22 protein-coding genes, 1 tRNA gene and 2 pseudogenes are annotated in these 24,653 nt (G+C 31.9%); 11 read left to right on the top strand and 14 right to left on the bottom strand.

Annotated elements, in window-relative coordinates:
* Window positions 1–32 precede the first annotated feature (32 nt).
* The 3 genes from ACFELV_RS01610 (at window position 33) to ACFELV_RS01620 (ending at window position 3,114) form a co-directional block, all read left to right on the top strand.
* A complete protein-coding gene (locus ACFELV_RS01610; RefSeq protein WP_375326468.1) occupies window positions 33–1,856 on the top strand; it encodes a hypothetical protein in 1,824 nt (607 codons plus the stop codon).
* Window positions 1,826–2,494 carry a hypothetical protein gene (locus ACFELV_RS01615; RefSeq protein ID WP_375326469.1) on the top strand — a complete coding sequence of 223 codons (669 nt, stop codon included), beginning with the start codon at window positions 1,826–1,828 and terminating at the stop codon, window positions 2,492–2,494. The genes ACFELV_RS01610 and ACFELV_RS01615 overlap by 31 nt, the downstream gene beginning before the upstream one ends.
* A gap of 543 nt (window positions 2,495–3,037) precedes the next feature.
* Window positions 3,038–3,114: transfer RNA gene (locus ACFELV_RS01620), tRNA-Arg, on the top strand.
* Here the strand turns inward: ACFELV_RS01620 and ACFELV_RS01625 are convergent.
* Entirely contained in the window at window positions 3,085–4,641 is a 1,557-nt protein-coding gene (locus ACFELV_RS01625) for a recombinase family protein (RefSeq protein WP_375326470.1), read from the bottom strand. The genes ACFELV_RS01620 and ACFELV_RS01625 overlap by 30 nt on opposite strands.
* Window positions 4,642–5,022: 381 nt before the next feature.
* On the opposite strand from ACFELV_RS01625, the gene ACFELV_RS01630 reads away from it, so the two are divergent.
* Entirely contained in the window at window positions 5,023–6,102 is a 1,080-nt protein-coding gene (locus ACFELV_RS01630) for an IS4 family transposase (protein ID WP_375326208.1), read from the top strand.
* Here ACFELV_RS01630 and ACFELV_RS01635 read toward each other — a convergent pair.
* The 4 genes and pseudogenes from ACFELV_RS01635 to ACFELV_RS01650 form a co-directional block, all read right to left on the bottom strand.
* Entirely contained in the window at window positions 6,093–6,329 is a 237-nt protein-coding gene (locus ACFELV_RS01635) for a hypothetical protein (protein ID WP_375326471.1), read from the bottom strand. The two genes, ACFELV_RS01630 and ACFELV_RS01635, sit on opposite strands and share 10 nt — an antisense overlap.
* A 96-nt stretch (window positions 6,330–6,425) precedes the next feature.
* On the bottom strand, window positions 6,426–7,010 hold the full coding sequence (locus tag ACFELV_RS01640; protein ID WP_375326472.1) for a hypothetical protein: 585 nt from the start codon (window positions 7,008–7,010) through the stop codon (window positions 6,426–6,428).
* A gap of 631 nt (window positions 7,011–7,641) precedes the next feature.
* Window positions 7,642–8,112: a recombinase family protein gene (locus tag ACFELV_RS01645; RefSeq protein WP_375326473.1), complete on the bottom strand. Its 471-nt coding sequence runs from the start codon at window positions 8,110–8,112 to the stop codon at window positions 7,642–7,644.
* Between the two features lie 262 nt (window positions 8,113–8,374).
* Window positions 8,375–8,533, bottom strand: a pseudogene (locus ACFELV_RS01650) (transposase); the annotation flags it as partial.
* An 87-nt stretch (window positions 8,534–8,620) separates the two neighbouring features.
* Between ACFELV_RS01650 and ACFELV_RS01655 the strand changes: the two are divergent.
* From ACFELV_RS01655 to ACFELV_RS01665, 3 genes and pseudogenes are all read left to right on the top strand, one after another.
* On the top strand, window positions 8,621–8,890 hold the full coding sequence (locus ACFELV_RS01655) for a type II toxin-antitoxin system Phd/YefM family antitoxin (protein WP_375326474.1): 270 nt from the start codon (window positions 8,621–8,623) through the stop codon (window positions 8,888–8,890).
* Window positions 8,871–9,114 (top strand): annotated as a pseudogene (locus ACFELV_RS01660) (Txe/YoeB family addiction module toxin). Before ACFELV_RS01655 ends, ACFELV_RS01660 begins: the two are co-directional and overlap by 20 nt.
* 356 nt (window positions 9,115–9,470) lie before the next feature.
* A complete protein-coding gene (locus ACFELV_RS01665) occupies window positions 9,471–10,097 on the top strand; it encodes a winged helix-turn-helix domain-containing protein (protein ID WP_375326475.1) in 627 nt (208 codons plus the stop codon).
* Between the two features lie 15 nt (window positions 10,098–10,112).
* Here the strand turns inward: ACFELV_RS01665 and ACFELV_RS01670 are convergent, their stop codons facing one another.
* From ACFELV_RS01670 to ACFELV_RS01705, 8 genes are all read right to left on the bottom strand, one after another.
* Window positions 10,113–10,229 carry a TraU family protein gene (locus tag ACFELV_RS01670; RefSeq protein WP_375326476.1) on the bottom strand — a complete coding sequence of 39 codons (117 nt, stop codon included), beginning with the start codon at window positions 10,227–10,229 and terminating at the stop codon, window positions 10,113–10,115.
* Entirely contained in the window at window positions 10,226–10,399 is a 174-nt protein-coding gene (locus tag ACFELV_RS01675) for a hypothetical protein (RefSeq protein ID WP_375326477.1), read from the bottom strand. The genes ACFELV_RS01670 and ACFELV_RS01675 overlap by 4 nt, the downstream gene beginning before the upstream one ends.
* The gene (locus ACFELV_RS01680; protein WP_375326478.1) at window positions 10,396–10,641 is read right to left on the bottom strand and encodes a type II toxin-antitoxin system Phd/YefM family antitoxin; all 246 of its coding nucleotides are present in this window, start codon (window positions 10,639–10,641) and stop codon (window positions 10,396–10,398) included. Before ACFELV_RS01680 ends, ACFELV_RS01675 begins: the two co-directional genes overlap by 4 nt.
* Before the next feature lie 79 nt (window positions 10,642–10,720).
* Window positions 10,721–11,368, bottom strand: coding sequence for a conjugal transfer protein TraW (locus ACFELV_RS01685; RefSeq protein ID WP_375326479.1), 648 nt, complete (start codon window positions 11,366–11,368; stop codon window positions 10,721–10,723).
* Window positions 11,355–11,621, bottom strand: coding sequence for a Txe/YoeB family addiction module toxin (locus tag ACFELV_RS01690; RefSeq protein WP_375326480.1), 267 nt, complete (start codon window positions 11,619–11,621; stop codon window positions 11,355–11,357). The genes ACFELV_RS01685 and ACFELV_RS01690 overlap by 14 nt, the downstream gene beginning before the upstream one ends.
* Before the next feature lie 5 nt (window positions 11,622–11,626).
* Window positions 11,627–11,869: a type II toxin-antitoxin system Phd/YefM family antitoxin gene (locus ACFELV_RS01695; protein ID WP_375326481.1), complete on the bottom strand. Its 243-nt coding sequence runs from the start codon at window positions 11,867–11,869 to the stop codon at window positions 11,627–11,629.
* A gap of 108 nt (window positions 11,870–11,977) precedes the next feature.
* Window positions 11,978–12,256, bottom strand: a complete 279-nt coding sequence (locus ACFELV_RS01700) for a hypothetical protein (RefSeq protein ID WP_375326482.1) — start codon at window positions 12,254–12,256, stop codon at window positions 11,978–11,980.
* Between the two features lie 105 nt (window positions 12,257–12,361).
* On the bottom strand, window positions 12,362–12,604 hold the full coding sequence (locus tag ACFELV_RS01705) for a hypothetical protein (protein ID WP_375326483.1): 243 nt from the start codon (window positions 12,602–12,604) through the stop codon (window positions 12,362–12,364).
* 161 nt (window positions 12,605–12,765) lie between these two features.
* Between ACFELV_RS01705 and ACFELV_RS01710 the strand changes: the two genes are divergently transcribed.
* Window positions 12,766–13,320, top strand: coding sequence for a hypothetical protein (locus tag ACFELV_RS01710; protein ID WP_375326484.1), 555 nt, complete (start codon window positions 12,766–12,768; stop codon window positions 13,318–13,320).
* 165 nt (window positions 13,321–13,485) lie between these two features.
* Complete coding sequence (locus ACFELV_RS01715; RefSeq protein WP_375326485.1) at window positions 13,486–16,377, top strand: ankyrin repeat domain-containing protein; 2,892 nt, start codon at window positions 13,486–13,488, stop codon at window positions 16,375–16,377.
* Between the two features lie 79 nt (window positions 16,378–16,456).
* Here ACFELV_RS01715 and ACFELV_RS01720 read toward each other — a convergent pair whose 3' ends face one another.
* Window positions 16,457–17,869: a hypothetical protein gene (locus ACFELV_RS01720; protein WP_375326486.1), complete on the bottom strand. Its 1,413-nt coding sequence runs from the start codon at window positions 17,867–17,869 to the stop codon at window positions 16,457–16,459.
* Window positions 17,870–18,309: 440 nt separating this feature from the next.
* Here ACFELV_RS01720 and ACFELV_RS01725 point away from each other — a divergent pair, with 440 nt between their 5' ends.
* Both ACFELV_RS01725 and ACFELV_RS01730 read left to right on the top strand, forming a co-directional pair.
* Complete coding sequence (locus tag ACFELV_RS01725) at window positions 18,310–22,944, top strand: PD-(D/E)XK nuclease domain-containing protein (protein WP_375326487.1); 4,635 nt, start codon at window positions 18,310–18,312, stop codon at window positions 22,942–22,944.
* A gap of 153 nt (window positions 22,945–23,097) precedes the next feature.
* Window positions 23,098–24,624: a hypothetical protein gene (locus tag ACFELV_RS01730; protein WP_375326488.1), complete on the top strand. Its 1,527-nt coding sequence runs from the start codon at window positions 23,098–23,100 to the stop codon at window positions 24,622–24,624.
* The last annotated feature ends 29 nt before the right edge of the window (window positions 24,625–24,653 follow it).

Genomic DNA, 24,653 nt, shown 5'->3' on the forward strand with positions numbered 1-24,653 from the left:
TCACAATTACACCCTGACTATAATTAAATGCTATGCGTAATTTTTTCCTTGTCTTATTGAATAGAACATTCTTGTCTTCTGACAACCCTAAAGATAGAATATTTCAATGCAATTCTGACATATACTCAGACATACAATCTAATAAAAAAGAGTTGATGAGTGATCATAGATATCTGCATTCTTTCATAGAAAAATCTTGTTCTATAGCAACTTATTCAAATATCACTTCAGATACATTGTTTTACACTAGTATATTCCCGTCAAATATAAATAATACAATTGATGTGATTTTGCATTACAATAATACATATTCTGAATATCAGAAAATAGATCTTAATAATACAGAAGATTCACTATGTCCTGTTAATGAGAGCTGGAGTGATTGGCTTTCAGGTAGATTGCAAAAAATATATCAAATGGTTTGTAATTCACAGGGTTCCCAAGGTTATTGTATCGCTAGTTATAATGCTCTTGTATCAAACGACGTTATATTTCTTTTCAATTCACTTGATTCAATATGCCCCTTGACTACAACAACCCATTATACTACTATTGACAGTAATAGAGGCGTAACAAGTATGAACACTACTATAGTACCACAAAATGAGAGATTCACATATTATAAACAAAGAGTTGACGGTCTTGCCAATAAAACTGCAGTGATCAACACACAACTATCATTACTTAATATGCTATTCCTTAGAAACGAAAATAGTAATTTAAGGCTTGAACTAAAGAAAGTAACAGAGGAGAGAGATTCTCTTCGCAAGCAGGTGCTGCTCGATTTAGAAGCTGAAATAATGTTATGTGACCGTAGGATGACAGTATTACAAACAAATCTTACTACTGCTCAAAATCACGAAAAAGAATTACAAGTAAAATTAGATGAAACTACTGCTCAGCTCCAGAAAGCGAATCACTCTGTACATGTCGTATCACTTGCGGTCAAAAAACTAAGAAACAGCGATGTTGTGAATGATGACACTATATTTTTTGAGAGACAAAAAGAAAACTATACAAATCATCTAAACTCTTATGTACAAGACAAGAAGTCAACAGATAAGTCACTCAGAGATACACACCAAAATATAAAAACAGATGAACAAGAGATAGAGAGGCTACGACACCAACTACAAAACAAGAATATAGAGCTGGATAATACCTATGGACTTCTAAATATTACCCTATCTCGTATAGATCAAATTCATAATAATGTAACGGTTTTAAATAATCAAATACAAGATATTGTAACACATGGTATATCGAAACGTAATATCAATAATCAATATAATGAAACACAAGATAATTATGCAGTCTCTAAGCAAATTATGGATGCTTCTTATGAAGCAAGAGTTGCTGATTCTGAACGAAAAGTTGAAGAAATACTGACAATGTTTGCATCAATTGAAAGAGCAAATAACATATTAAAATCTCGAATACATCAAAACGAAGAAAAAGAAATAGAAGATTTACAAAGTTACAACCTAACTGAAAGTAATCTTAAAACATCTGATATAACTACAACAGGGCAAGAAGTAAAAAATAGTGAAATAATAAATAAAGTGGAAGATGATAATTCTGATGTAAAAGATGATTTCGTTAAAAGCACAAAAGGTAATGATGCTAATAAATCACTTAGATTACCAGATGATCAAAACTCGTTTAGTATATCAGAAGAAAATATTAATTATAATAAAAATCAAGGAGGCCTTATGACAAGCTACGGAACAACTGATCATTATGATGTGATGATAAAGCAGGTAAACGACGATATTGATCATATCATGAAACGGTTGCAACAATTGGTTACAATAAACCGCCTACTGTGTTACCAGATGATTACCCTGGTAATGTAAACTCTACGAATAAATCAATTGGTAACACTGAAGTTAACCCATACCATATATACTCTATTACGATAGGGGGCATAGCTTTGAGTGGTGTAGCCTTATACCTTACTAATAAATATTGTTTTACGATTACTAAATGGCCAATTATGGCTTATAAGTGTATTACTAGAATTTGTGGAATATTTGGTACAAAGATTAACGATAATGGCATGGCATTATCAAAGGTTGTAGACAAGGAAGAAGCTGATACTCTCAATTCATTTAATGCACCGTTATACTTAACAACGGAGGATAGCGATTCTTTTGAAAGTAACTTCTCTCAAGACCCTAATGAATATGACCACCTAAATAGTTTGCCTATTGCTCAACCTCTTAAAGAAAGAGAAGGATATCTGGTACCTATACCTAAAAAATTTGTAACTTTTGCTCAAAATACCCCAATAACTACTTTTAACAAAACATTAGATAGTAATTCTGAGGGTAATAATACTTATCAGAACATTAGTAAAGAAGAGCACTATTATGATGTTCCAGTATCTATTAATAAACCTGCATTTAATAGGGCCCCCATTTTAAACAATTCTGAACCTCAATTGTACGTTGATATGCAAGGTGCTAGCAGTGCAATTACTGTCGAGATATAAAGGGGAGGCAAAAATTATTCTTTTTGTGGAAGTCAAGATACCGTCTTGAGAGTCAACAAATTTTTATAAAATTATCTATAATTTAAGTAAAACTTTCATTAATTTAAGTAAAACTTTCATTAAAAAGAGTTTTATTTTTAAGTACTCCATAAACGATTTTGAACTTCTCTGCTATCTGGGTTTAAAAGCAGCAAGCTATTAAGGTTGTTACTATTCTGAAGCGTTTTGTTAGAGAAGTTCAACTAACCCTGGTATCATATTAGTCATTTTTATGCTTGAAAAAGTCAATGTTAGGTGATATAAAGCAAGTATTTATAGTATACTCAGTTGTTTTCAAGAATTGAATGTGATGTTGAGGGGAGAGGTACTCACAGGACTAAACTTACGTGGGTAAAAGAATACCCTCAATAAAATGACAAGCCATCCTTAAAATAGGTCATTATTATACCAATAAATATATTGTACTCTAAAGGGCAAACGTGAGTGCTATAACGTGTTGTAGCACAAATAGCGTATCTACAACAAAGTCAATCTATCTTATATGCGCCCTTAGCTCAGCTGGATAGAGCAACGGATTTCTAATCCGTAGGTCAGAGGTTCGAATCCTTTAGGGCGCGCCATTCTGCAATTTTGGTACATTTTACGAATGCATCGAACGGTGGACGTAGCTTAAAGTCTAGCTTCCCGTCTTTTAATTCCAGGTTAACAAACACTAAATTTATCAATTTGCGTTTTCCTTCTGTAGTGGAACCTTTGAAGGCTTCTCCAGCCCCAGAGGCTAGTTCTACTAAGGTAATCAGCGTTTCTCCGAACTTATCATCAGCATTGTTGTGGTTGGCTATTTCTTTGACAAGATCATCACGTTTTTGGATTAATTGCTGACGTTTTTCTTCATAAGCTTCTTTTGTAAGATCACCATCTAAAAATAAGTCAGTTAATCTATCCAGACGATTTTTCATTTTACTATGTTCAGCATGTAACTCAGATATACGAGTTTTGTGGTAACCTTGTTCAATACTCGCTGAACTTTTTATATAAGCTATTACGTCTTTTAGTAATTCAGGCTCTAATCTTAGAGATTCAAAAACTTTTTCGACTTCTTTTAGTATTATTTCTTCTTTCACGTATATTGCCCTATTATGATTTTTTGCATCCCATGTTCGTAAATATGTCCATTCACCAACTTGACCATTTGTGTAATTTTTCTTCTTGGTAGCAGCAGTAACTATTCGACCAGTTGCTGCACATTTTATTAATCCTCTAAATATATATTCTTTTTCTCCATATTTAAATGGTTTTTTATTCCAACCAAGTCTTACTGCCTGACAAGTATCAAATAATTCCTTACTAATAATAGGCGGATAAATATGTTGATATTCTTTTTTAGTTTTAAGTACTCTCATTACTCCGTAGTAAAATGGATTTGTAATAATGGCATAAAGATGAGATTGGCATAGATAGCCTTGATTACCTCTAGAATTACGCAATCCCCATTCTTTAGTTTTCTTTAGCATCTCAGGTAGAGTATGACCACCTGTAGCATATGTTTCAAATATTTTTTTAATCAAAGGAGCACGGTTAGGATCAACGATTATTTTTCCCTTCCCTCTGTCTCTACTATTACTGCCTTTTATATGCAAGTAGCCAATAGGAGCTGTACTTACCCACTCTCCTTGGCGCAATTTTTGAGCAATACTGCGATTTACATTATCTCTAAGGCTATCTACGTACGATTGTGCCATCATCACAAAAAGATTCCAGACCATTTTTTCTTGAGAGGTAGAGTGCTTATGAATGATACAATTTTCTGTGTAAAAATGTAGTTCGATTTTTGCTCTTTCAATTAGATCATTTAGTAAAGGTGTTTCTTTATAACTGCGTTGTAATCGATCTACTTTATCTGCTACTATTGCTATAACTTCCTTCTGTTTTTTAGCAAAATCAATAGTCTCCTGAAACTTTTTACGATTACCTACTGTTGATGATTCAGAGAATTCAAAGGTTTGTAGAATTTCTAAACCTTTACGCATACAATATTCTTGCAATCGGTATTTCTGCGCTTCAATAGAGTAGCCATCTTCTTGTTCTTTTGAAGAAACTCTAGCTAAAAGAATGGCCTTGGTAGCTTTTTGTGATTTTTCTGTCATACTCCCTCTTGCTTTATGATAAAAAATTTTGGTTTAATTACAAATATTATGCATTCACAGAGATAGAGCAAACAGCACAGAAGTCAAGTTGACTTTATCTTAAATTATCCGAGTACCTTCAGTATTAGAGCCAAGTGTAACATTTATTTAGTGAGGTAAATCGAGGGTTCTCCTAGTTTATACAAATTATATTCAGACCATACTATGGTAATATAATAGAACAGGTTGGGTAATAAAATTGAAGTTATAAGATAGCAATAAAAATAAATATGTTGTTAACCATAGTACCCCACAGATTTTACAGGAGGGTTAAAATAATAAATTGAATAAGTGACTGAGAGTCACTAATCTCCGCTGAGAAACAAGCAACAGGAGGTATTAATGGACTCTCAATCACTATACCAAATATTATACATATTTTTAGATTGGCACCCAGCACGAATTAAAACATTTGCAGAATTAATTTGTGCAGTAGTAAAAGCTAAAACTGTGAGAATCAAAGAATTAGCACTGTATGTCGCTTCTAAAGGCAATTTGCATGCCAAGATTGTTAAAGTTGAGCGTTTGCTTTTAGAACAAAATATGTGCTTTATAAGTTTAGGGAAAATTATTGTTAAATTGCTCTGTCTAACAGGTAAAATTAGCCTTGCCATAGATAGAACCAGCTGGCAATTTGGTATTAAAAATTTGAATTTTTTTGTTGCAACTATCGTTTATGGTAATATTTCAATTCCTATAGCATGGTTGTTACTTGATAAAAAAGGCAACTCTTCTACTAATGAAAGAAAGAAATTGATTGAGCAAATTTTAACAATTATACCTAAGGAAATGATAGAGCTTATCCTTGCCGATCGGGAATTTGTTGGTGAGGAATGGTTGCAATATATGGGTGGAATCCAAAAATTACCTTTTGCTATCAGGCTAAGAAAAAGTGAGAAGGTCAAGCATTTCAACGGTGGCAAGATGAAGTTGAATAAATGTTTTGCCGATATGCAAATGGGTGACACTAAAACTATAGAAAGCAAAATTTACAATGGTATGGCAATTAAAATAACTTGTTTGCAATTAGAAAGAGAGCAACTATTTATTGCTAGTAATGTGCTTATTGGTGAATGTGCTTTGCTAGCATATAAGCAGAGGTGGAGCATTGAGCGACCTTTTCTGTCTCTCAAGTCATCTGGATTTAATATTGAAGATACCCACATTACAGATCAAAAAAAGCTGGAAAAACTATTTGCAATAGTATCTTTATCCTTAGCTATTTGCGTGCTTGCTGGTGACATTAAGAACAAAATTTATCCTATAAAGATCAAAAAACATGGTCGTAAATTATACTCATTATTTACTTACGGATTTGATTGGATAAAAGATTATTTTTATAACTCGTTAAGTGATACCCCTGCTATGTTGTTTTCATTACTACGAAAACACATTATGCATGCCTTTCAACTTCAACAATAAGTGTGGGGTACTATGATAAAGCACATATTTTGTTCTAAAAGCAAACGCTCAACTTTAACAATCTTGGCATGCAAATTGCCTTTAGAAGTGACATACAGTGCTAATTCTTTGATTCTCACAGTTTTAGCTTTTACTACTGCACAAATTAATTCTGCAAATGTTTTAATTCGTGCTGGGTGCCAATCTAAAAATATGTATAATATTTGGTATAGTGATTGAGAGTCCATTAATACCTCCTGTTGCTTGTTTCTCAGCGGAGATTAGTGACTCTCAGTCACTTATTCAATTTATTATTTTAACCCTCCTGTAAAATCTGTGGGGTACTATGGTATTATACTAGTATTTTTAAATTTTGCTGCTATATGTAACCAGGTTAAATTATGTCCATGTGCTATAATCTCATTAACTCCTAGAGTTCTTATATATTCAATATCTGGTGCTGTTAATTCTTGATTTGTTAAAATTTTTAGTCCTAAGGTAATTTTCTGTTTATTAGCTTCCTTTTCTTCCTGTTGTAATATATTTTGTAAAGTTTGCTGCATGCCGCAAGCAATAGCGTCATCTATCAAGGTAGCATTATCTACTATTCTATACCTAAAGTCTTCCATTTCCTCTTTAACAATTAATCGGACTTGAGAAATATCTAAACTTCCGTTAGTTAAATGTTTGATTAGTCCTATATCTAGAATCTCATCTAATATATCTATATTTTCTTCTAATAGTCTTAGTCCCGCTTCTCTTCCATAATACTCCTTAAAAGACAAAATTAGAGTGTTTATATTAGGGTGCCTACTATATGACTCAAGCACCTCAAGGCCATCACGTACAAAAAATTTTTTTTCTTCTTGGCTAATTATATTAGTGCTAATTAAATTCAGGAGAGGTTTTTCTAACTTTCTTTTTGTCATATTTAGTCTCTTGTGTATAAATTGATTTGTCTACTTATTTTATAGTGATTTAGGCTGAATTAGATACTAGATGAAATAGGGGCAATAATGTAGCTAGTTTAACCTAAATGACTATACCCCTCTGATATGAAAATGCGTAGACATAAGAAAATTTGTTTGTAATATACCCATTGTCATCTAATCCACTGTGCAAAATAGATGAAGAAATGGTATATTGTTCTATTTCTTGTTCTACCGACCAGAATATTAATTCATGCTGTTTAGTTAGGTAAACAATATGTTTTTAACAAAATACTTCTTAACATGCAAGAAATATTTATTAATTTTTTAATTAATTTTAGTGAAAATAACGAGTCGAGTAGAGGTCAAATGGAAGAAACACCATAAATGTCGTTTTCAGTTTTTGCTGTTACAAATGCTCACCAATTTTCACCTTTCTCACTCTTAAATATTTGTATAATGTAGTTTTTGAAATATCTAGTTGAGCAGCTATTTCGTTGGATTTGAGTTCGTTTTGGGTGTATAATACTAAATCCCATTCTTAATAGAGTAGATAATTTGGCATAATTATGTTATAGTATTGCAATTTAACTCTATAAATTATTTGCCATGTTAAGAATGGGATTTAGTATTATACTTCAGCTGTACAAACCACTCGTGTTGCTTTTTCTGATAATCCCTTTGGTCTACCACCCATTCTACCCCTAGCCCTTGCTGATTTAAGCCCAGCCATTGTTCTTTCACGAATCAGATCTTTTTCAAATTCAGCAAGTGATGCAAACATATTAAATATCAGCCTTCCTTGAGCATTTGTAGTATTCAGGGGATCTTGCAAACTAATAATATCAACATTTTTGGCTATCAAATCATTTACTATTTTAATGAGGTGTTGTAAGGACCTACCCATACGATCTAATTTCCAAATGATCAATGTGTCACCCGCTTGAATTTCATTTAAAAGTTTTAGCCATTCAGGTCTATCAGGTTTTGCTCCTTTTGCTACTTCATAAAATACTTTATGACAGCCGGCATTTTTTAGTGCATCAATTTGCATATCCAAAACTTGATCTTTTGTTGACACTCTTGCATATCCGTACTTCATAGGGATTTTAGTCCATGTTACTTATCATTTTCAGCTTATTTGGATCTTGAATTAATGTACAGCAATACTTAACTTTATTTGCTAGCCTTGCAGTGATTTTTTGACTAGAATTTTTTGTTAACGAAAACCACCGTTTTTGACACAAGATCAGTGATTAAAAATGTATTAATTTTAAAAGAATAAATTTGAATTCGATCTTGTTATAGAAAAATTGTAAAATTCTTCCGGAATAATAAGTAAAATTTTGCACAGAATCAGCATTTTACCTAAAAAGGTTACTGATTTTATGTAATCTTTTAATATTCCAGGCAATTGACACTAAATTCCACTCACCAACTACTTTTTTGGCTTCTCTTAAGCTGAATTGCCTAAATCCCATAATATGTTTGATAATACCAAACACCGGTTCTACTGTCGATTTAGTAGGAATTGCTGAATTTTTCTCTTTAATATTGATTTAACGTAGAGTATGTACTAATATTATGTACATGTACTTAAATATGTCAATATGATGGAAGCAATATCTTATACACAAGCACGTAATAAACTAGCTAGTCTTATGGATAAAGTTTGTACAAATCACCACTCTTTAATCATTACTAGACAAAAACAAAAATCTGTAGTGATAATGTCTCTTGATGACTATAATGCCCTAGAAGAAACCTGCTACTTATTACGGAGTCCTAAAAATGCAGAAAGGCTTAACCGTGCAATTAATGACCTTAAAGAAAATATCAATTTTAAAAATACCACTATAGATGAAAGTATTATTTCATAATGATGCTTGGGATGATTATCTGTATTTTCAGAAAAATTTTAGAAAAAATTAACCAGTTAATTAAGGATATATCTCGTTCACCTTTCTCAGGTATTGGAAAACCTGAACCTTTAAAATTTAGTTTATCTGGATATTGGGCAAGAAGAATAAATCAGGAACATAGGTTAGTATATACTACTAAAGATAATACTATTTATATAATGCAATGTAAATATCATTATTAGTTTAGATTCTTCTTGAGACAATGCGATGAGTAAATTTATCAAATTAGCTATTTCTAAACAAAACATTAACTGCAAAAATTATAACAAACGTCTACAATAAACGTTCATTTAAACTAACCGTTTATAGTATCAACTATGATTTTTAAATTTTAAATAAATGAGGTTTAAAATTTAAAAATCATATTGATTGTACTCTAGTGGAATATACTGCTCGCACCTGAAGAATTGCAAGAAGTGAGGAAAGAAGTTAGAATAAAGTTAAGAGGAATATTTTAACATCTGAGCAGCGAGTATCACTGAAATCACGTCATGGTAATGAGCGAGATAGAAGAGTGTGCGATCGAATCAAGGCAGTTTTGCTATATGATAAAGGTTGGAGCTATGAAGAAATAGTGGAAGCATTATTATTAAGTAAAGAAGCGATAAGAAAGCACTTAAGAGATTATCAAAAATTTAATAAATTAGAGACAGCTAACGGCGGTAGCACAAGCAAATTAAGTACTTTGGCAGAAAAAGAATTAATAGAACATTTAGAAGAGTGTAATTATGTTTATGCAAAAGATATCAGCAATTACATAGAAGGAAAATACGGTGTTACCTATACAATAGCAGGAGTAACAAAGCTATCGAGCAGATTAGATTTTGTATATCAAAAGCCCAAGATTGTGCCAGGCAGACTTGATGTAGATAAGCAAGAATTATTTAAGTTAGAATATAGTTTGTTAAAAGGGAATCTTCAGGCTAAAGAAGCTATATATTTTATGGATAGCGTGCATCCTCAGTATCAAACAAAAGCACGTTGTGGTTGGATAAGAAAGAATCAAGATAAAACTTTACCAACATTTAGTGGTTGGAAAAGGAAGCATGTGATAGGGGCAATTAATTTAACTGGCCATAAGCAACCAGCACACCAAAACATCCTATCTAGCGGCATCGATAAGGTGCTACTTGCACAGTCTAGGACTACACACTTCTTGTGCTAAAGGGCTTGCAAACAATCAGGCTTCCGGGTTTAATAAATTCTGTAACTTCTCATCATTCCAGGTAACGTCAAATTCACTCATATAGGCTACGTCAAAGCTAGATTTTTCTAAACAAATAAAATCAGTAATCATACTTGATCTTTTTTGGCTTTTTTAAGGGCTCCCATCTTAATCTCACCAATGGTAATACAACTTAAATAAAGCTGATTGGGATCAATTTTTTCTAACCATTCTATTACTTGAATATTAGGCACTTTTCTTCGAAGCTCTGAAATTACATTAGTATCTAATAAATATTTCATAAATCTTCACCTCTTACTCTACCAACAACTCGTGTTATTTCTAAATCGTCTAACTTAGGTCCTTGGAGTAAAAACTTGTTTAATCCAATTTTTGGTTTAGTTATTTTATTATATTCTGATACTGACATCATCACTACAGCATCGTCTCCTCTTTTTGTTATTAATTGAGGTTTACCTGCCATTGCTATATCAATTAAGTAACTTAATTTATTCTTTGCGTCATGTAATTGCCATTTGTCCATATGGATCCTCCTTACTAAATCTAGATTAGCTAGATTATTTTAGTACTAACTTGATTAACAATAAATGCTTTTTCTTTTATTATTCCTCTATAAAGATTTCTGTTACTTTCAAACTCTTACCCTCTTGCTCTACTATAGCTGGCATAAACTTAATACCAAACTTGCTAGTTAACTCCCCCGCTTGGTCAAAATACAAAAGCGTGCCTAACTCCTCTTGTAAATCTAAAATCTTACCTCCTACTAGAATAACCCGATCTTCTATATTGTTATCTTCACTATTAGTAGAAATATTCAATATCTGATTTTTTAACCAGGTAACTTGCAGCTGATCTCTACCATCAACAAAGATCAATCTTCTTGATAAATCCATATGATCTAATGGATTGACGCTTGCACCTGCTTTATGTAGTATTTTCCCACATGGCAGTACGATATCTTCAGCTAATATATAAGTCGGATCATAATAAAACTCTCGTACCTTTGCTGCTCTACTAATACCTATAATGGGCCAAGGATTTGTTACTCTTTCCTTAGCAATCTCTATCATCTTTCTATAGTGATACTCAATATCTACCTGCTGTAACTTACGCTGGACCATCGCCATAAACCCTTCCTCTTTTATGGCAAATACTGACCCATACTTACCAAAATCTTTGGCTAACACACAGTCTGTTTCAAAAAGAAATAATATTATTATCACTAGATTGCTTTTCTTAATTGTCGCCATAATGGCTCCACATGCGCAGCACCTTTATTCGCTTGCCTACCTCATCTACTTCATAAAACAATCTATGTTGTAAATTAATCCGCCTTGAATATGCTCCCAAATACACACCTCTTAATCTTTTAAAAGGTGGAGGATTTTGAAATGGATCATTCTTTATTATTTCTAATAACTTGAGCATCTGTGTCTGCAAAGGCGATTTCTTAATTTTTTTAAAATCTTTGCAAGCATCACTAGTATAATACAAACTATACATTTAGGTTAATCCACCAATTTTGTCTGACAATCTTTAAAATCAGCAGCAAGACCCTTGATTATTGACTCACTTAATTCTTTATTTGCTGCTACAAATAATGTTTCTTGAATATCTTCCCAATCTTGCTGAGAAATTAACACTGCAGCATTTCTTTTTCCTTTGATAATTGTTGGTTCGTGTTGTTCAGCCACCTGATCTATCAATTTATATAAGTTCTTTCTAGCTTCACTTGCTATTAAATATGACATAGTTACTCCTTATTAAAATGTTTATTAATAGTACTGTTTATGGTACTATTAAGCAATATCTTTTTTTGATTCTTTTCATTCTCAATTAATTTTTTTGTGTTCATCTTCCTATCTACTGCTATTATTTACTCTTAATTTATCTATCATCTGCCTATGAACTTGTTTGCTAATTGAATGAACATTATCACCAGTGACCAATTCATCTGCTACAAATATTACTTTACTTCGGCGATTCTGATAATTCTTAGCAACTACTTGTATCTCCCCTAAAGCTTGGCTTATTTTACCAAAGAATAAACTGGCCTCTTGTTCCGCCTCAACCCTTACTTGCTCCAGCTGCAGGATCTCTTTCTGTGAGACATATAGGACTCTAGTATTTGCTGCCATATCGCCAAATAGTAAAAAACTCAGCCAACCAAGTCCTATCCCTAATAAAAAATTAAAGATAATACTAATAGTGATGCTATATTGCTGCCTTGATTCTTAAACACTTTACTTACCTGCCCTAATCCTATTTCCTTCTCCTCTTGTGCTAGCTTTAACTACATCTAAATCTGGCAATTTCCCATACTTCTTAGCTAATTCTTTGATCGCTTCATCTTTACTGATGCCTTTCTTCCGGGCATCTTGCAGGAATCTAAAATCACTACTATCTGTTGAATATAAGCTTTGCGCATATGGATCCAATGCTAATCTACCAATAACCTTAAGGCCGGTAGCGCATAGTAATGGCACTGTTAACAAAGTTCCTTAATCGGCTAATAATAACGTTTTAGAACCAAAATTATTGTAGTTTTTTACACTACTAGTGACTTAAATTTGGCAGATTATCAAAATTTAATAGCAAAAAAGATAAAAATTATCTAGAAAAATTACTTTGTTAATAGTGCCATGACATGCTTAAAACGCAAGGACCAGAACCAATAAGAGAACTGATAGTACCAGAGATTGAGAAATTAGCAACAGGACATCAGAATAATCAGATAAAATCTATCGAACTAGAATTTTCCAAGGGAGCAACTGTTAATAATGTTCAGACATTACAAACCTTCCAAAATGCAATAAAATCACTAGAAAGATTTGTTTCCCCAGAAAATATCACCACTGCTCTACCAATCTACAAAGATCACGGGCTTAAAACTTTCATCACCTATAGCAATAAAATCTGCTCTACAACGATTGAACACAAAATAATAGCAGATTTACAAACCATGCAAAATAAATTTAATCCTAATTATCACTTAGTGGACGCTAGATTTCGTGATATAGTCATATACGACTTTAAAGGCAAAAGCCACGTAGTGCCAGAAGATTACCTGATAGCGATAGGTAAAGATAAACAGGTAATGCGATATATTAAACCAGAATCAAAGATAGCTAAAGAGATCAAATATCAGTTAAAAGATATAGCAGAAACCCAGCAAAAGAGAGTGTCAGTTCGATTAGTTTAGATAACATACACTTGTTCTAACCACAAGATAACAAAAATGGAAAGTGCCGAAGAAGTTGTTTTAAGTGTAAAAAATCACATTTATAAAATGCTTGAATAGTTAACTTGAGTTCATTCTAGAATTGTTTAATTTTACAAAAATGATAAATTATATAGATAGGTTCATATGACAAAAGATTCGCGACAAAACGCAGTGGAATTTATAGCAGCAATTCAATTTAATATAAATAATCTAAAAGATGATATATTGCCGTTACAATATGAACAGCAAGTTGCTTTATTAAAGTATGTTAAAGATGAACTTAAAAATTGGAAAAGTAATGATCAAGAAATAAGAGACCTGGAAATTTCATTACCAAAAGATTTACAAATACTAGATCAAGAGTTGACGAAACTTACAATAGACGAATGTAAATCTATTATTGGAACATATGACCATTTTTATAAACAAGTTCTTGGCATTTCTCCTGAAACTTCTGAGATAGAACAATATAACAAAGAATGGATGCAACTATTAGAAAAAAATATAGGTCATATTGAAACACAACAAAACCGTATAAAGGAATTAGCAGGAATTGAGCAGGATAAAAAATTATGTAACCAAAAAGTAGACGAATTTTTGAATCAAGATTTCGAACCAAAACAAGATGACTCTGGACAAGAAGACATTTTCCTTAAATTAATTAATGCAAGATATGAAAGAGAAGATCAGGAAATACGCGCTTCCAGGAGGCCAGAAGATCAGAAAGAACATATCGAGGCAAAGCTACAACAAAGACGAGAGAATCGAGAAAAAGATAAACAGGAAAAGCTATCACAGATGAAAGAGCAATGGGAACACCAAAGTAGGGAGGAGTATAAATTTGCTATAAAGCTCTATAATATAAATCTGCAATTAAAAGACGTAGATGATAAGGAGAAGGCTGATAAATTGTCTCAAGAAAAACAACAGTTAATAAATGAATATAATAAAAAACTTGAACAAGCTAGTAGTAAACAAATTGCAGAAGAGGTTAGACAAAAACAAGCAGATTTACAAAAAAAGTCGCAACCCAATAGCGTAGATATGGCGGATCATCCATTAGTACGGGAGGGTATATTAAGACCAGAAGAAGTAAAATTAATGGCAACAAATCATGAGACATTAGAGGCCTGGCGTTACTTTAACACTGAAAACTTTTACAATAATCTAAAAAAATTATGGAATATAACCCGTAATTATTATCGTGATAACCAAGAGCAGGGACCAAAAGAATTAGCTGGCCTAAGTCATGATAAAGCTATAGATGTGGTGAAACCGGGCCTCTTGGAGAAATTAAAAAACAAACGATTAAGCTCTGCTGATTTCGTATATACTGCAACTCGGAAAGAATTAGAAGGATTTGATTCTGTAAAATTTGATGAAAATTATACATGTCTAGAAGATTATGCGCTTGCCACTGGTGTAATTGACACCTTAAAGAAAATTATTGAAGATGATAACAGAAAGTACAATAGACCAGTAGAAGCTTTAAAGATAGGTCGTGCTATATTCACTAATAATACTCAAGAGATAGAAAAATATAAAATAGCTGGTACTAAGCTTGACATAACTAGTAGTGAGCCATTATTAAATGGAATTTTTAGAGCAAATAGTAACCTCCCTGCCACTAATTTACCACAAATAATTTCTCTAATAGATTTAGCTGCAAAAAATAGAGATAATAACACTATATTACATATAGCAGCAAGAAATGGATATTTAGAACTAGCAGAGGAATCTATAAAGCTTGGAGCTGACATTAACGCTCAGGGTCGATTGGGTAATACTCCACTCATGATAGCAATAAACATGGGGCACTTAGAACTAGCAAATAAATTAATAGAGTTGGGAGCTAACATTAACGCTAAGGGTCAATTTTTTAATACACCACTTATTATGGCAATAGAAGAGGGACACTTAGAAATAGCAAATAGATTAATAGATAAGGGAGCTGACGTTCACGCTAAGGGTCAAGTCGATTACACCCCATTACATATAGCAGCAAGAAATGGATACTTGGAACTAACAGAGAGATTAATAAAAAAGTATAAAGTTGACATTAACGCCAAGGATATGGATGATTACACTCCACTCATATTAGCAATACAAGAGGGACGCTTAGAAGTCGCAAATAAATTAATAGACCTTAGAGCTGACATTAAAGTTAAGGGTCAAGATAATTACACTGTACTTCATACAGCAGCGAGAAAAGGGTACGTAGAACTAGCAGAGACATTCATAGAGCTCGGAATTGATGTTAACACTAAAACCACTAATGATAACACTCCACTACATGTCGCCGCAATAGATGCGAGGAATGTATCAATGGTAAAAAAATTAATAGATAAGAAATCTACTATAGACGCTAGGGACAAACAAGAAAGATCTGCTCTACATATAGCAGTGTTCAATAACTGCCTAGAAATAGTAAAGGTATTAATAACAGGTAAGAGTGACGTTAATGCTATAGAGCAAGTTAAGAAGACTCCGTTACATTATGCAGCAGAAATGGGATACTTACCTATAGTACAAGAATTAATTAAATCGGAAGCTAATATTAATCCTGTAGATAAAGATGACAACACTCCGTTACATCTAGCAACGAAAAGACAAGATGCAGAATTAGAAAAAGAATTAATAAAAGAATTAATTGAATGGGGAGCTGATATTAATGCTAAAAATCAATTGGGCGAATATGCGCTATCATCAACAATGATACAACAAGAGCCTGAGATGATATTCCAAGCAATAATGAAAAATATCCGAAAAGATATTCCACAAGATATCGAATCTAACTCAATCATAGTGAATAGGTTAACTAATCTAATCTCAGAATTAGAGGAAAGGAAAGCTGTTGATAATAATGCTGCTGTTGTGGGTTCTCTCCTAGAAAAGTGTCAGAAAGAATCTAACAAACAACTAGTAAAACAAGTGAAAATTAGTCCAAAGTATAAAAATGAAGGAAATACCATCAATATTGGACAGTCATCTTCTAAGATACCTAGGCCGCCTAGTCCATCGGGGAGAGGCTTATAAACAAGAATTACATAATACCCTGCCTGTAAGATCAAATCTTGACTTCTACAAACTATTTAACCTTACGTCTTTATTGTAATCAGGTATATGAATCACACATAGTATGCATTGCTACTTCATCTTGTCCTAACAAGTTAGATTGGTGATGAGTCGTTTGTGCTATTAGAGCTTGATGCATTAAACGCATATCATCAGCTTCATAAGACTTGTAACCAATATTCTTAATAAAATTTTCTATAGTTAAAGGTCCACAGTTAAAAGGATTGCTTTCATTAGTGGAGCTCTCTTTTTCTTGAATGTCTACTTTATAATTTATAATATTAGATATTCTTTGTAGTTCTATAGCAAGCTTATTTGGGATTCTTATACCTAAACTATCTAAATAGCTGATAGAAACAGTATTAGATTGATGATCAGTAGTAAAAATTAATCCTACGCAATGGTAACTATTTAAGCTATATGGTAGTATAATAGTACAATTAGTAGCAGTATCTTGCAAAAAATTTGTCACTTTATCTAATTCTTCAACAATATTATTGCCTATAGTTGCTTCTAACTGTTGTACTTTGGCTCCAACCTCGTTTAATCGCAGTGTGAGTATAGTATCTATATCTAAATTAGTATATATATATCCAGCACTAGCAATGTTATCTTCTCCTTTACGTTCTTGCATTAAAGTTGGTTCATTAAGAAGGGTAAAATGTTGGGTTATTTTTTCTCCTATATCATAATTTAAAACTTTCAAGCTCTCGCTGCTGAAAGTAGTCAATTGTAAATATTTAGCTAGTAATACTTTTTGCGTAGGTTTAGGTACTGCATATTCTCCAGTATATTGGTGATAAAGAGATAGCAGATGTTGTTCATATACACCAATACTATCTGGTTTTAATTTCCAATTTTGCTGTAAGTTCTTCATTATTCTTAAATTACAATCAAGTAAATTTTCGATTTCAGCGTAATCTGCGATCTCCGTTCTATTATTACCCTTTAAACCTATTTTAATTAAAAAATTGTTATATTTTAAAGTTTCAGCAAAGGCTTTTATTCCTACATTTCCTATATGATTTTTATATAAAGATATTTCAAATATATAATTGTTAACCTCTAACATTTTAGCGATATCTATTGCCCCTTTCTCTCCTATATCATTCTCTCCTAAATTGATATAAGTTGCTGAATTATTGAGTGCTAAGGCATTAGCAAGTAGAGAAGCATCTTTATCTCCTAATCCAGTATCCACAAGAGTAACGTCAGAGATAATGGAGGTATTTGTTAAAAGTTCAGCAATAATTTTAATTACTTCCTTATTTCTAATCAAAGTTTTGTCTGGATATTGAAAATTAATAGAAAGTGATAGTTCATTGCGCAATAAGCTTTCAACTACTTCTTCATCACTCTTTAATTCCGTACCCTCGTTATCAAAGTAAGTTAAAGCATTTTCCTGTATGGTTTTTAATATATTTATTTTTTCTAATATAGTTTCTTTATTCATTTTTCTTGATAATTCTTAACTATTCTGACATAAAGTATAGCCAAATAACTCTTGCCGTCAAACTAAAAAAGTTAATAAATATCAACTGGATGCAAATAATTGTTAGTCAAAGAGCGATAAAGCGCAATATGTGCTCATACCAATAGGGATATCCTATTTTTTAAGCAAGAATTCTCAAGACACCAAATTTTACTTCTTAAGATTTATGACAAAAGAATTATTACAATATTTATTTGAAGATAATGTTTCGAAGTTTCTTAAAGACTTAAAATCTTTTTATTTAAAATTATTTAAGTTGTCATGATATATCAAAATATAGTTTTTCACCTGCTTTATTTGATAGTTGGTTAGGATCTGCTCAACAGGACACTAAATACTCGCTATATAAACTTTATTATCCAGAAGCACAAAAAATTATTTTTGATCTACAAGCATATATTATGGTTTCACAAGAGAAAATATATGTTTTAAATTTAGTTAATATAGGGAATAGAAATCCTGATTCTTATCAAGCTATAGCTGATGTAGCAAAAAAATATGGACAGCCCCGTCAAAAAAGCCGCGTTACTAAAGAGTCATTAGTTGAAACTCAATTAGAAGCCTTACAAAGTGAGTTAAATCCCAATAGAAATAAAGAGCAGACATTAGGAGATTTAGACATAGAATTATTAAACTTACAAGTATATGCACAAGCAGCATATGCATCACTCTCACAAGAAGAAATTAAGAATTTATTACAAGAACAATCGATAGATAGTACAGGCAAGCCAGTTAATATTATAGGAATTGCGGTAGGGGTAATAGAAAAGGCGCAGCGTGGTATAGAATTTTATGATACGCCGGCAGAGTTATATGACAGTGTTAAGACATCAAAGATACGCCACATTTTAGCGCCTCGTAAATTAGATATTAATCAAAATGGCCAACTTCAGGCATTAACTTATAATCAATTTTATGAAACAGTTTATAAAGATCCAAATGTTTTACCTGCGAGTACTGCAAAACTAGCACGAATAGCCATCAATAATGACCTGATTAATATCAAAGACCTCATTAATACTTCTTTAAGAGGCGATATTCTTTTAAGTGACGATATTAGTGATTCGTTAAGTAATAAGCTTAAAAACATGATGCAAGCTTATTCTCTAACAGCAAAAGGTGCTAAGTTAGATGAAGCTTATTTACACGGTAGTATAATTGGTACACTCTTGGCCAATAGACGGACTATAGATATTACTATTCAATCTAATAAAGAATCTGGTGAGGGACGTTTTGATATTGCAATTATTCCCAAAAATAATAACCAAAAAACAGCTTTAATCATTGAGCTAAAGCATGCTACTTCGGAAAAAAAATTAAGTGAAGAATTAGATAATGCGTATAAACAAATTGATAACACGCACTATGCAGCTACATTAAATAAATATTCTAATATTGAGTCTGCTCGAAATATAGCTATTGCCTATTGCCAGGTTGATGAAACTATCATAATACACTCGAAAGTTCAAAGCAATATTCAAAAAATAGATAGTATTTTAGGCGCAAATAGTCTTTTTCATCTATTAGTGCAAGGAGATATTGCATTTGAACATAATATGCAATTATTTTGTCAATCTGTAATTAGTTGTCATGATATTAATAAGAGAAACCCTGATTTTGTCCCTGGTCTTGCAATGGGGCAGTTATTAGATGGGATAAGTGACAGTACAACTAGTGCCAGAGTATTTTACACTGAAAAACAGCCTTATGATAATTTTGCTTTTCTTATTACTTTAGATAACAAACATATTATCTACGGTTTTCATGAAGAGAATGAAATAATCAGAAATCAGCACATTGCAGAATATTATCATAAAATTAATATATCCCCAGATGTAAAAGTTCATATTCACTATGTACAATTAACATTTGAAGATAAAAAGCCACAGATCAAAAAATATGAGAGTATTACTATCCAAGCTCCATTAACTGTAAGCAATACTAAAGAATTAGTTAAAGCTACCTCTCCGATAAATGTCATATTACAGCAAATATATCATCAAGCAAAATATGATAATCAATTATTAGGATATGCACAATCATTACTGAATCAGGGGAAAGACGTTTTTGCTACAGCAACCCCTAAAGAAGCGTTTTATCATGGAGGAATGTTAGGTCTCTTATCAAATCATAATAATCACTATACTTTGATTTCTAATCAGGAAATGGGTATTGGGAGATTAGATCTTATGGTTATTCCTCGCAGCCTAGACCTAAAGATAGCTATTGTCATGGAATTTAAGGTCACAACAGGCACTAATCAAAATCACTTAACCAATGAATTGGATAAAGGATTTGCTCAAATTATACGTCAACAATATCAGGATAGTTCCTCTATATATGGTATAGCTAAATCAATTCCAATTTCTATTAGCTGGTCTGTTGAAGAGGTAAAAACAAGAGGAGGTGTAGCTCAGTTAATTGATCATAGTTCGGCTTCCGAATCAGAACTTCATGCACCGCAAAATAAAAGATTTTGTAGTAGTAGGGATAAAAGAAATATAGGAGGACTAATTTGTATCGATTCTAACAATTATAAGAAATATGGGAGCGCAGAATCATATCAAAAATTAGCAAATGAGTTAGCTGCAACAGCTGATGTTCACAGCGATATTAAAATAGATAATAATCATCTTATTAAGACATTCCACAATGTAGCAGATAAGTGCAGAACACTATTATTAGCGCAAGGCTTGGTAGCAGGTAATACTGAAACTGTTATGCGTACTGCGGCTATAATCTATGGGATACCAAAATTATCTGATTTAATGGCGGAAACAATTACGAACTTTTTAGGTACTAATTCAAATTTTCCAACAATACGAGCGAAAATAGGAGGTTTAATAAGTCAAATATTGAATGTATATGAGCTAAAAGCAGCAATAAAAGAGAAATATACAGTTAATAATACTTATGATCTTAAAGCTGCTGATGTAAAAATTACTACAAATGCACTCTTTATAATATTGGATGCATGGGAATTAGAAAGTTTTTTACTTGGCAAAGCAACTCGTATTCCTGCTACAATAGGAGTGGGGGTTTTAATTGCAGAAACAGTTGCTTTGTCAATTATTGGCGTAGAAAAAGTATGTGCAGAAGTAGCATGTTCTGCTGAGGAAAAGGTAGAAATATTTTTTCGTAACCTTATAGGTAGGCCGTTGCCAAATAATATCCAGGAAAAAATAGAAATATATAACATATACAAAAATTTTATCCAAAATACATATGATACTTTACAACACAATAAAGCATTGGATGTTTATGTTACCTCCTTGCCCCATATTGTAGAGACAAGCCAGTATAATTTTGTAAAGATAATGTGTAGACCACAAGGATATTATCAAGGTCTATTGAAGAGCCCATATAAATGCGATAGTTATTATTTATATCACCCAATAAAATTTAATGGGGTCTTTTCTCCTAATACATGCGCATGCACATTAAAAAATAATCATAATTTTACGCTTGACTCTGCAATATTAAGTACAGCTTATATTGTATCTTTTCAAGATGAAAATAAGTTTTCTAACAAAAATTCTTATATTTTTAAAGAGAATGTAGCTTGTGCTCCTAATGAGCAAGACTATACAAAGCAGCAAATATCAACTTTGCCATCCAGCACAGGTCCTACTTGGGATTGTCACTACCATGATGTTGACAATATCAAATCTTCTATAGCGCTATGTCATAATGTGCGCCCGCCAGATTTTAGTGGAAAAACTGTTTATAATATAGGGAATAATCCTAATTTATATAATATCAAAAACTCGTGCCATAATGCCATAGCTTTAGTTAAGCCAAATATTACAATTAAGCAAAATATAACTGTGGCATATCAAAATTTAGATATTGTAGAAGCAGGTGATGATACTAATCATATTATCATAAAAAATAATGGTAAGTATAAAGGAGGTAGCAATTTAGACATATTTTTTTTAAATAATAATACTGATTTTCAGCACATTGATGGTGCAGGAGGAGAGCAAGATATTATATTTATAGAGGGAGATTTTTTTGAAACAACCTTAGATAAAATTAATAATGTAGAGATATTTTATGGCATTCATCAACCACAGAAAGTAAATATAACTACCGCTTTCAAATATATTGATCTGCACGGTGGAGGGGATAATATCCAATTAAATCATACTTATAATGATACAATTATTGTATTACATGGAAATGATAAAATTATTGTTAACTCAGTAAATAATTTACTATTATCAATACCAAAAGAAGAGGGGGATGTTACTGTAGATGCTGTGCAGGATGGCATGCAAAGCTATTATTTTTTGTATCAGCTGGATGAAATAGAAGAAATAAAATATTATCATACCATAAAAAAGCTAGAAATAAAATTTGCTAATTCAGATATTTCAACAAGAAAAATTAAGATCCATAATTATGATATGGAAAAATTTGCAAGACCACAATTTTTTATCAAAGAAGATATAGCTACAGAATGTAGTACAGAATGTAGTACAGAATTGATATTAATAATAAAACAAAAAGAGAGTTTTGTAGAACATATAGTAAAAGACCTACATATCAACATTATCTGCTTGTCTAACCCAGATAATGAAAGACAATTTATCCAAAAATTACAACAACTCAATAATAACAAGCTTAAAGTTAGTGTTTCTGCAAAGACGCTAACTACAAAATATCTGATAGAAACATTACCAGCTATGGATTATATATCAGTAGAACAATTAAAGAGCACCCCCACTAAAGCTTTTTATTTATCTTTAAATCCAGGCAATAGTTTCTACTTAATTGATAATTATCATGCGATCACAATTGATGCCCAAGGTAATACTACAGACCAATATGATTCTATTATATTTAAATTATCGAATATAGATATAAAATTTTTTGGTAAACAAGATGATATAGAAATAAGATATCAAGAAACTGATGAACAAGCTATTCTACAAAAATCTGGTAAAATATTATTACATAATGCATTGGTATTTGGTAATAGTAGGATCTTTAAAGTTATTAATAACAATGCGACTTATGATCTAACAATATAAAGTGGAGAATTTCAAATAGAAGAAATTATAGTAGATAAGAGATTATTACTTATAATTCCTGAAGACAAAACTATACTTGTACTCGAAGCGCAAGAATTAAATACCTACCAAATTTTATCTATACCTCAATTAGACTATAGCGCAGATTTAGGTTTGTATCAACAAGAACAAAGTTTAATTTTAGAATTGAAGGAACTACATAAAATCATAATTATTAACAATTTTTATGATAAAATATTACCAATATATTCTCTTACAATTCAATTAAGGAATGAGCAATTAAATACAACACAATTTTATGAGAAAGTAGCCCAAGCACAAGAGATAAATAACTATCTGGTACATCTGCTTCAAGGCTCTTATATAATTTATGACCTTAACCCTCAGAGACCACTAAACCTAATACAAGAAAGTAATATATATATAAATCAGCCTAATAATACAGGCAAAACTGCTATATTAGATTTAAGTAAAGTGACAATAATAGGGAATATTAACTTTCTTAAAGAGAGTGATAACTTATTAATAAGGTGTACGACTCATGAGGCTGACGGAAGGTTATTAGGTACAGTAGCAAAAATATTTAATTGGGATATAGACCAAAATAATAGAGCAATGTTATTACATAAGGAAGGATTATTAGATTTTACCAAATGTACTACTGAACAATTAGCTACAATGCAGCAATTATCATTTAATAATATAGATCCTTTAAAGGAAGGATGTATTGTAAAAGATATTGTGCCTGGAGATGTAACTTTCCTAAATATACAAAATTATAGTAATTATATACCATCTGACCATAATTTAGCGTCATTTAGCCATAGAAGTAAGAGAGATAAGAATTCTCACGCTAAAATTAGTAATATTAATAATTTAGATAGGGATACTATAGATTTTAAGTCTAGTAAAACTATATCTGAGCATTACCAAAATCAACAACCTGCAGTTTCAAGTGGAGCAAGTAAAGTATCATCGTGGATCCACCCTGGTCTAGTTTGGATAACTAAGGGTAAGAGCCTGATCCCTAATTATAAATCGTATTTAACTCACTTCTTTAGCGGCCTTTTTTCTTCTGAGGATAGTGATATCGCTAATAAAGCTGAAAATATAGTAAAATTTCCGAGTAAAAATAGTGACCATATTCTTGCTCCTTACAACAACAGTAAGACCGTAATCCAGACTAATAGGGATGCAACACTGCAAGGGTGCCGATTGACAAAAATCACTTCTACAGATACTGAAATAGTGATAGGAATAGGATGTAATGCAGGTAAGAGTAAGGTTTTAATAGCTCCTCAAAGCAGTAGCGAAACTTGTATACCACCAATTATTTATAATGATGATGTTTTCAATTCCTGTCATTCTGTAGAATGGCAAGGCACACCCTCAATAATGTGTAAAGGAACAAAGACTAGCATGATCTACATACCATATTATGAACCTCGGATATTTGATTATGTAAACGAACACCTAACCTTAATACAATATATAGTACATTATGCTACTAAATGTTATAAATGGTTAAAGAGTAATAAAGTACAGAAGCAAGATGCAGAACAAGAATTGTTATTCTTAAGTACAGCAGAGACAACAGCCTCGTTAAAAATACAACAACAAGAAATAGAAGAAGCTAAAAAAGAACTGAGAGCATTAAGTACACAAAAACCTAATGTGTAGAAGTCAAGATTTGATCTTACAGACCCCAT

Source organism: Candidatus Tisiphia endosymbiont of Nemotelus uliginosus, from assembly GCF_964264835.1.
GTDB lineage: Bacteria > Pseudomonadota > Alphaproteobacteria > Rickettsiales > Rickettsiaceae > Tisiphia.

Coding starts and splice junctions, on each gene's coding strand:
- ACFELV_RS01610 (WP_375326468.1), top strand. CDS start 33: ATGCGTAATTTTTTCCTTGTCTTATTGAATAGAACATTCTTGTCTTCT.
- ACFELV_RS01625 (WP_375326470.1), bottom strand. CDS start 4,641: ATGACAGAAAAATCACAAAAAGCTACCAAGGCCATTCTTTTAGCTAGA.
- ACFELV_RS01630 (WP_375326208.1), top strand. CDS start 5,023: ATGGACTCTCAATCACTATACCAAATATTATACATATTTTTAGATTGG.
- ACFELV_RS01635 (WP_375326471.1), bottom strand. CDS start 6,329: ATGGACTCTCAATCACTATACCAAATATTATACATATTTTTAGATTGG.
- ACFELV_RS01640 (WP_375326472.1), bottom strand. CDS start 7,010: ATGACAAAAAGAAAGTTAGAAAAACCTCTCCTGAATTTAATTAGCACT.
- ACFELV_RS01645 (WP_375326473.1), bottom strand. CDS start 8,112: ATGAAGTACGGATATGCAAGAGTGTCAACAAAAGATCAAGTTTTGGAT.
- ACFELV_RS01655 (WP_375326474.1), top strand. CDS start 8,621: ATGATGGAAGCAATATCTTATACACAAGCACGTAATAAACTAGCTAGT.
- ACFELV_RS01670 (WP_375326476.1), bottom strand. CDS start 10,229: ATGATTACTGATTTTATTTGTTTAGAAAAATCTAGCTTTGACGTAGCC.
- ACFELV_RS01675 (WP_375326477.1), bottom strand. CDS start 10,399: ATGAAATATTTATTAGATACTAATGTAATTTCAGAGCTTCGAAGAAAA.
- ACFELV_RS01680 (WP_375326478.1), bottom strand. CDS start 10,641: ATGGACAAATGGCAATTACATGACGCAAAGAATAAATTAAGTTACTTA.
- ACFELV_RS01685 (WP_375326479.1), bottom strand. CDS start 11,368: ATGGCGACAATTAAGAAAAGCAATCTAGTGATAATAATATTATTTCTT.
- ACFELV_RS01690 (WP_375326480.1), bottom strand. CDS start 11,621: ATGTATAGTTTGTATTATACTAGTGATGCTTGCAAAGATTTTAAAAAA.
- ACFELV_RS01695 (WP_375326481.1), bottom strand. CDS start 11,869: ATGTCATATTTAATAGCAAGTGAAGCTAGAAAGAACTTATATAAATTG.
- ACFELV_RS01700 (WP_375326482.1), bottom strand. CDS start 12,256: ATGGCAGCAAATACTAGAGTCCTATATGTCTCACAGAAAGAGATCCTG.
- ACFELV_RS01710 (WP_375326484.1), top strand. CDS start 12,766: ATGCTTAAAACGCAAGGACCAGAACCAATAAGAGAACTGATAGTACCA.
- ACFELV_RS01715 (WP_375326485.1), top strand. CDS start 13,486: ATGACAAAAGATTCGCGACAAAACGCAGTGGAATTTATAGCAGCAATT.
- ACFELV_RS01720 (WP_375326486.1), bottom strand. CDS start 17,869: ATGAATAAAGAAACTATATTAGAAAAAATAAATATATTAAAAACCATA.
- ACFELV_RS01725 (WP_375326487.1), top strand. CDS start 18,310: ATGGTTTCACAAGAGAAAATATATGTTTTAAATTTAGTTAATATAGGG.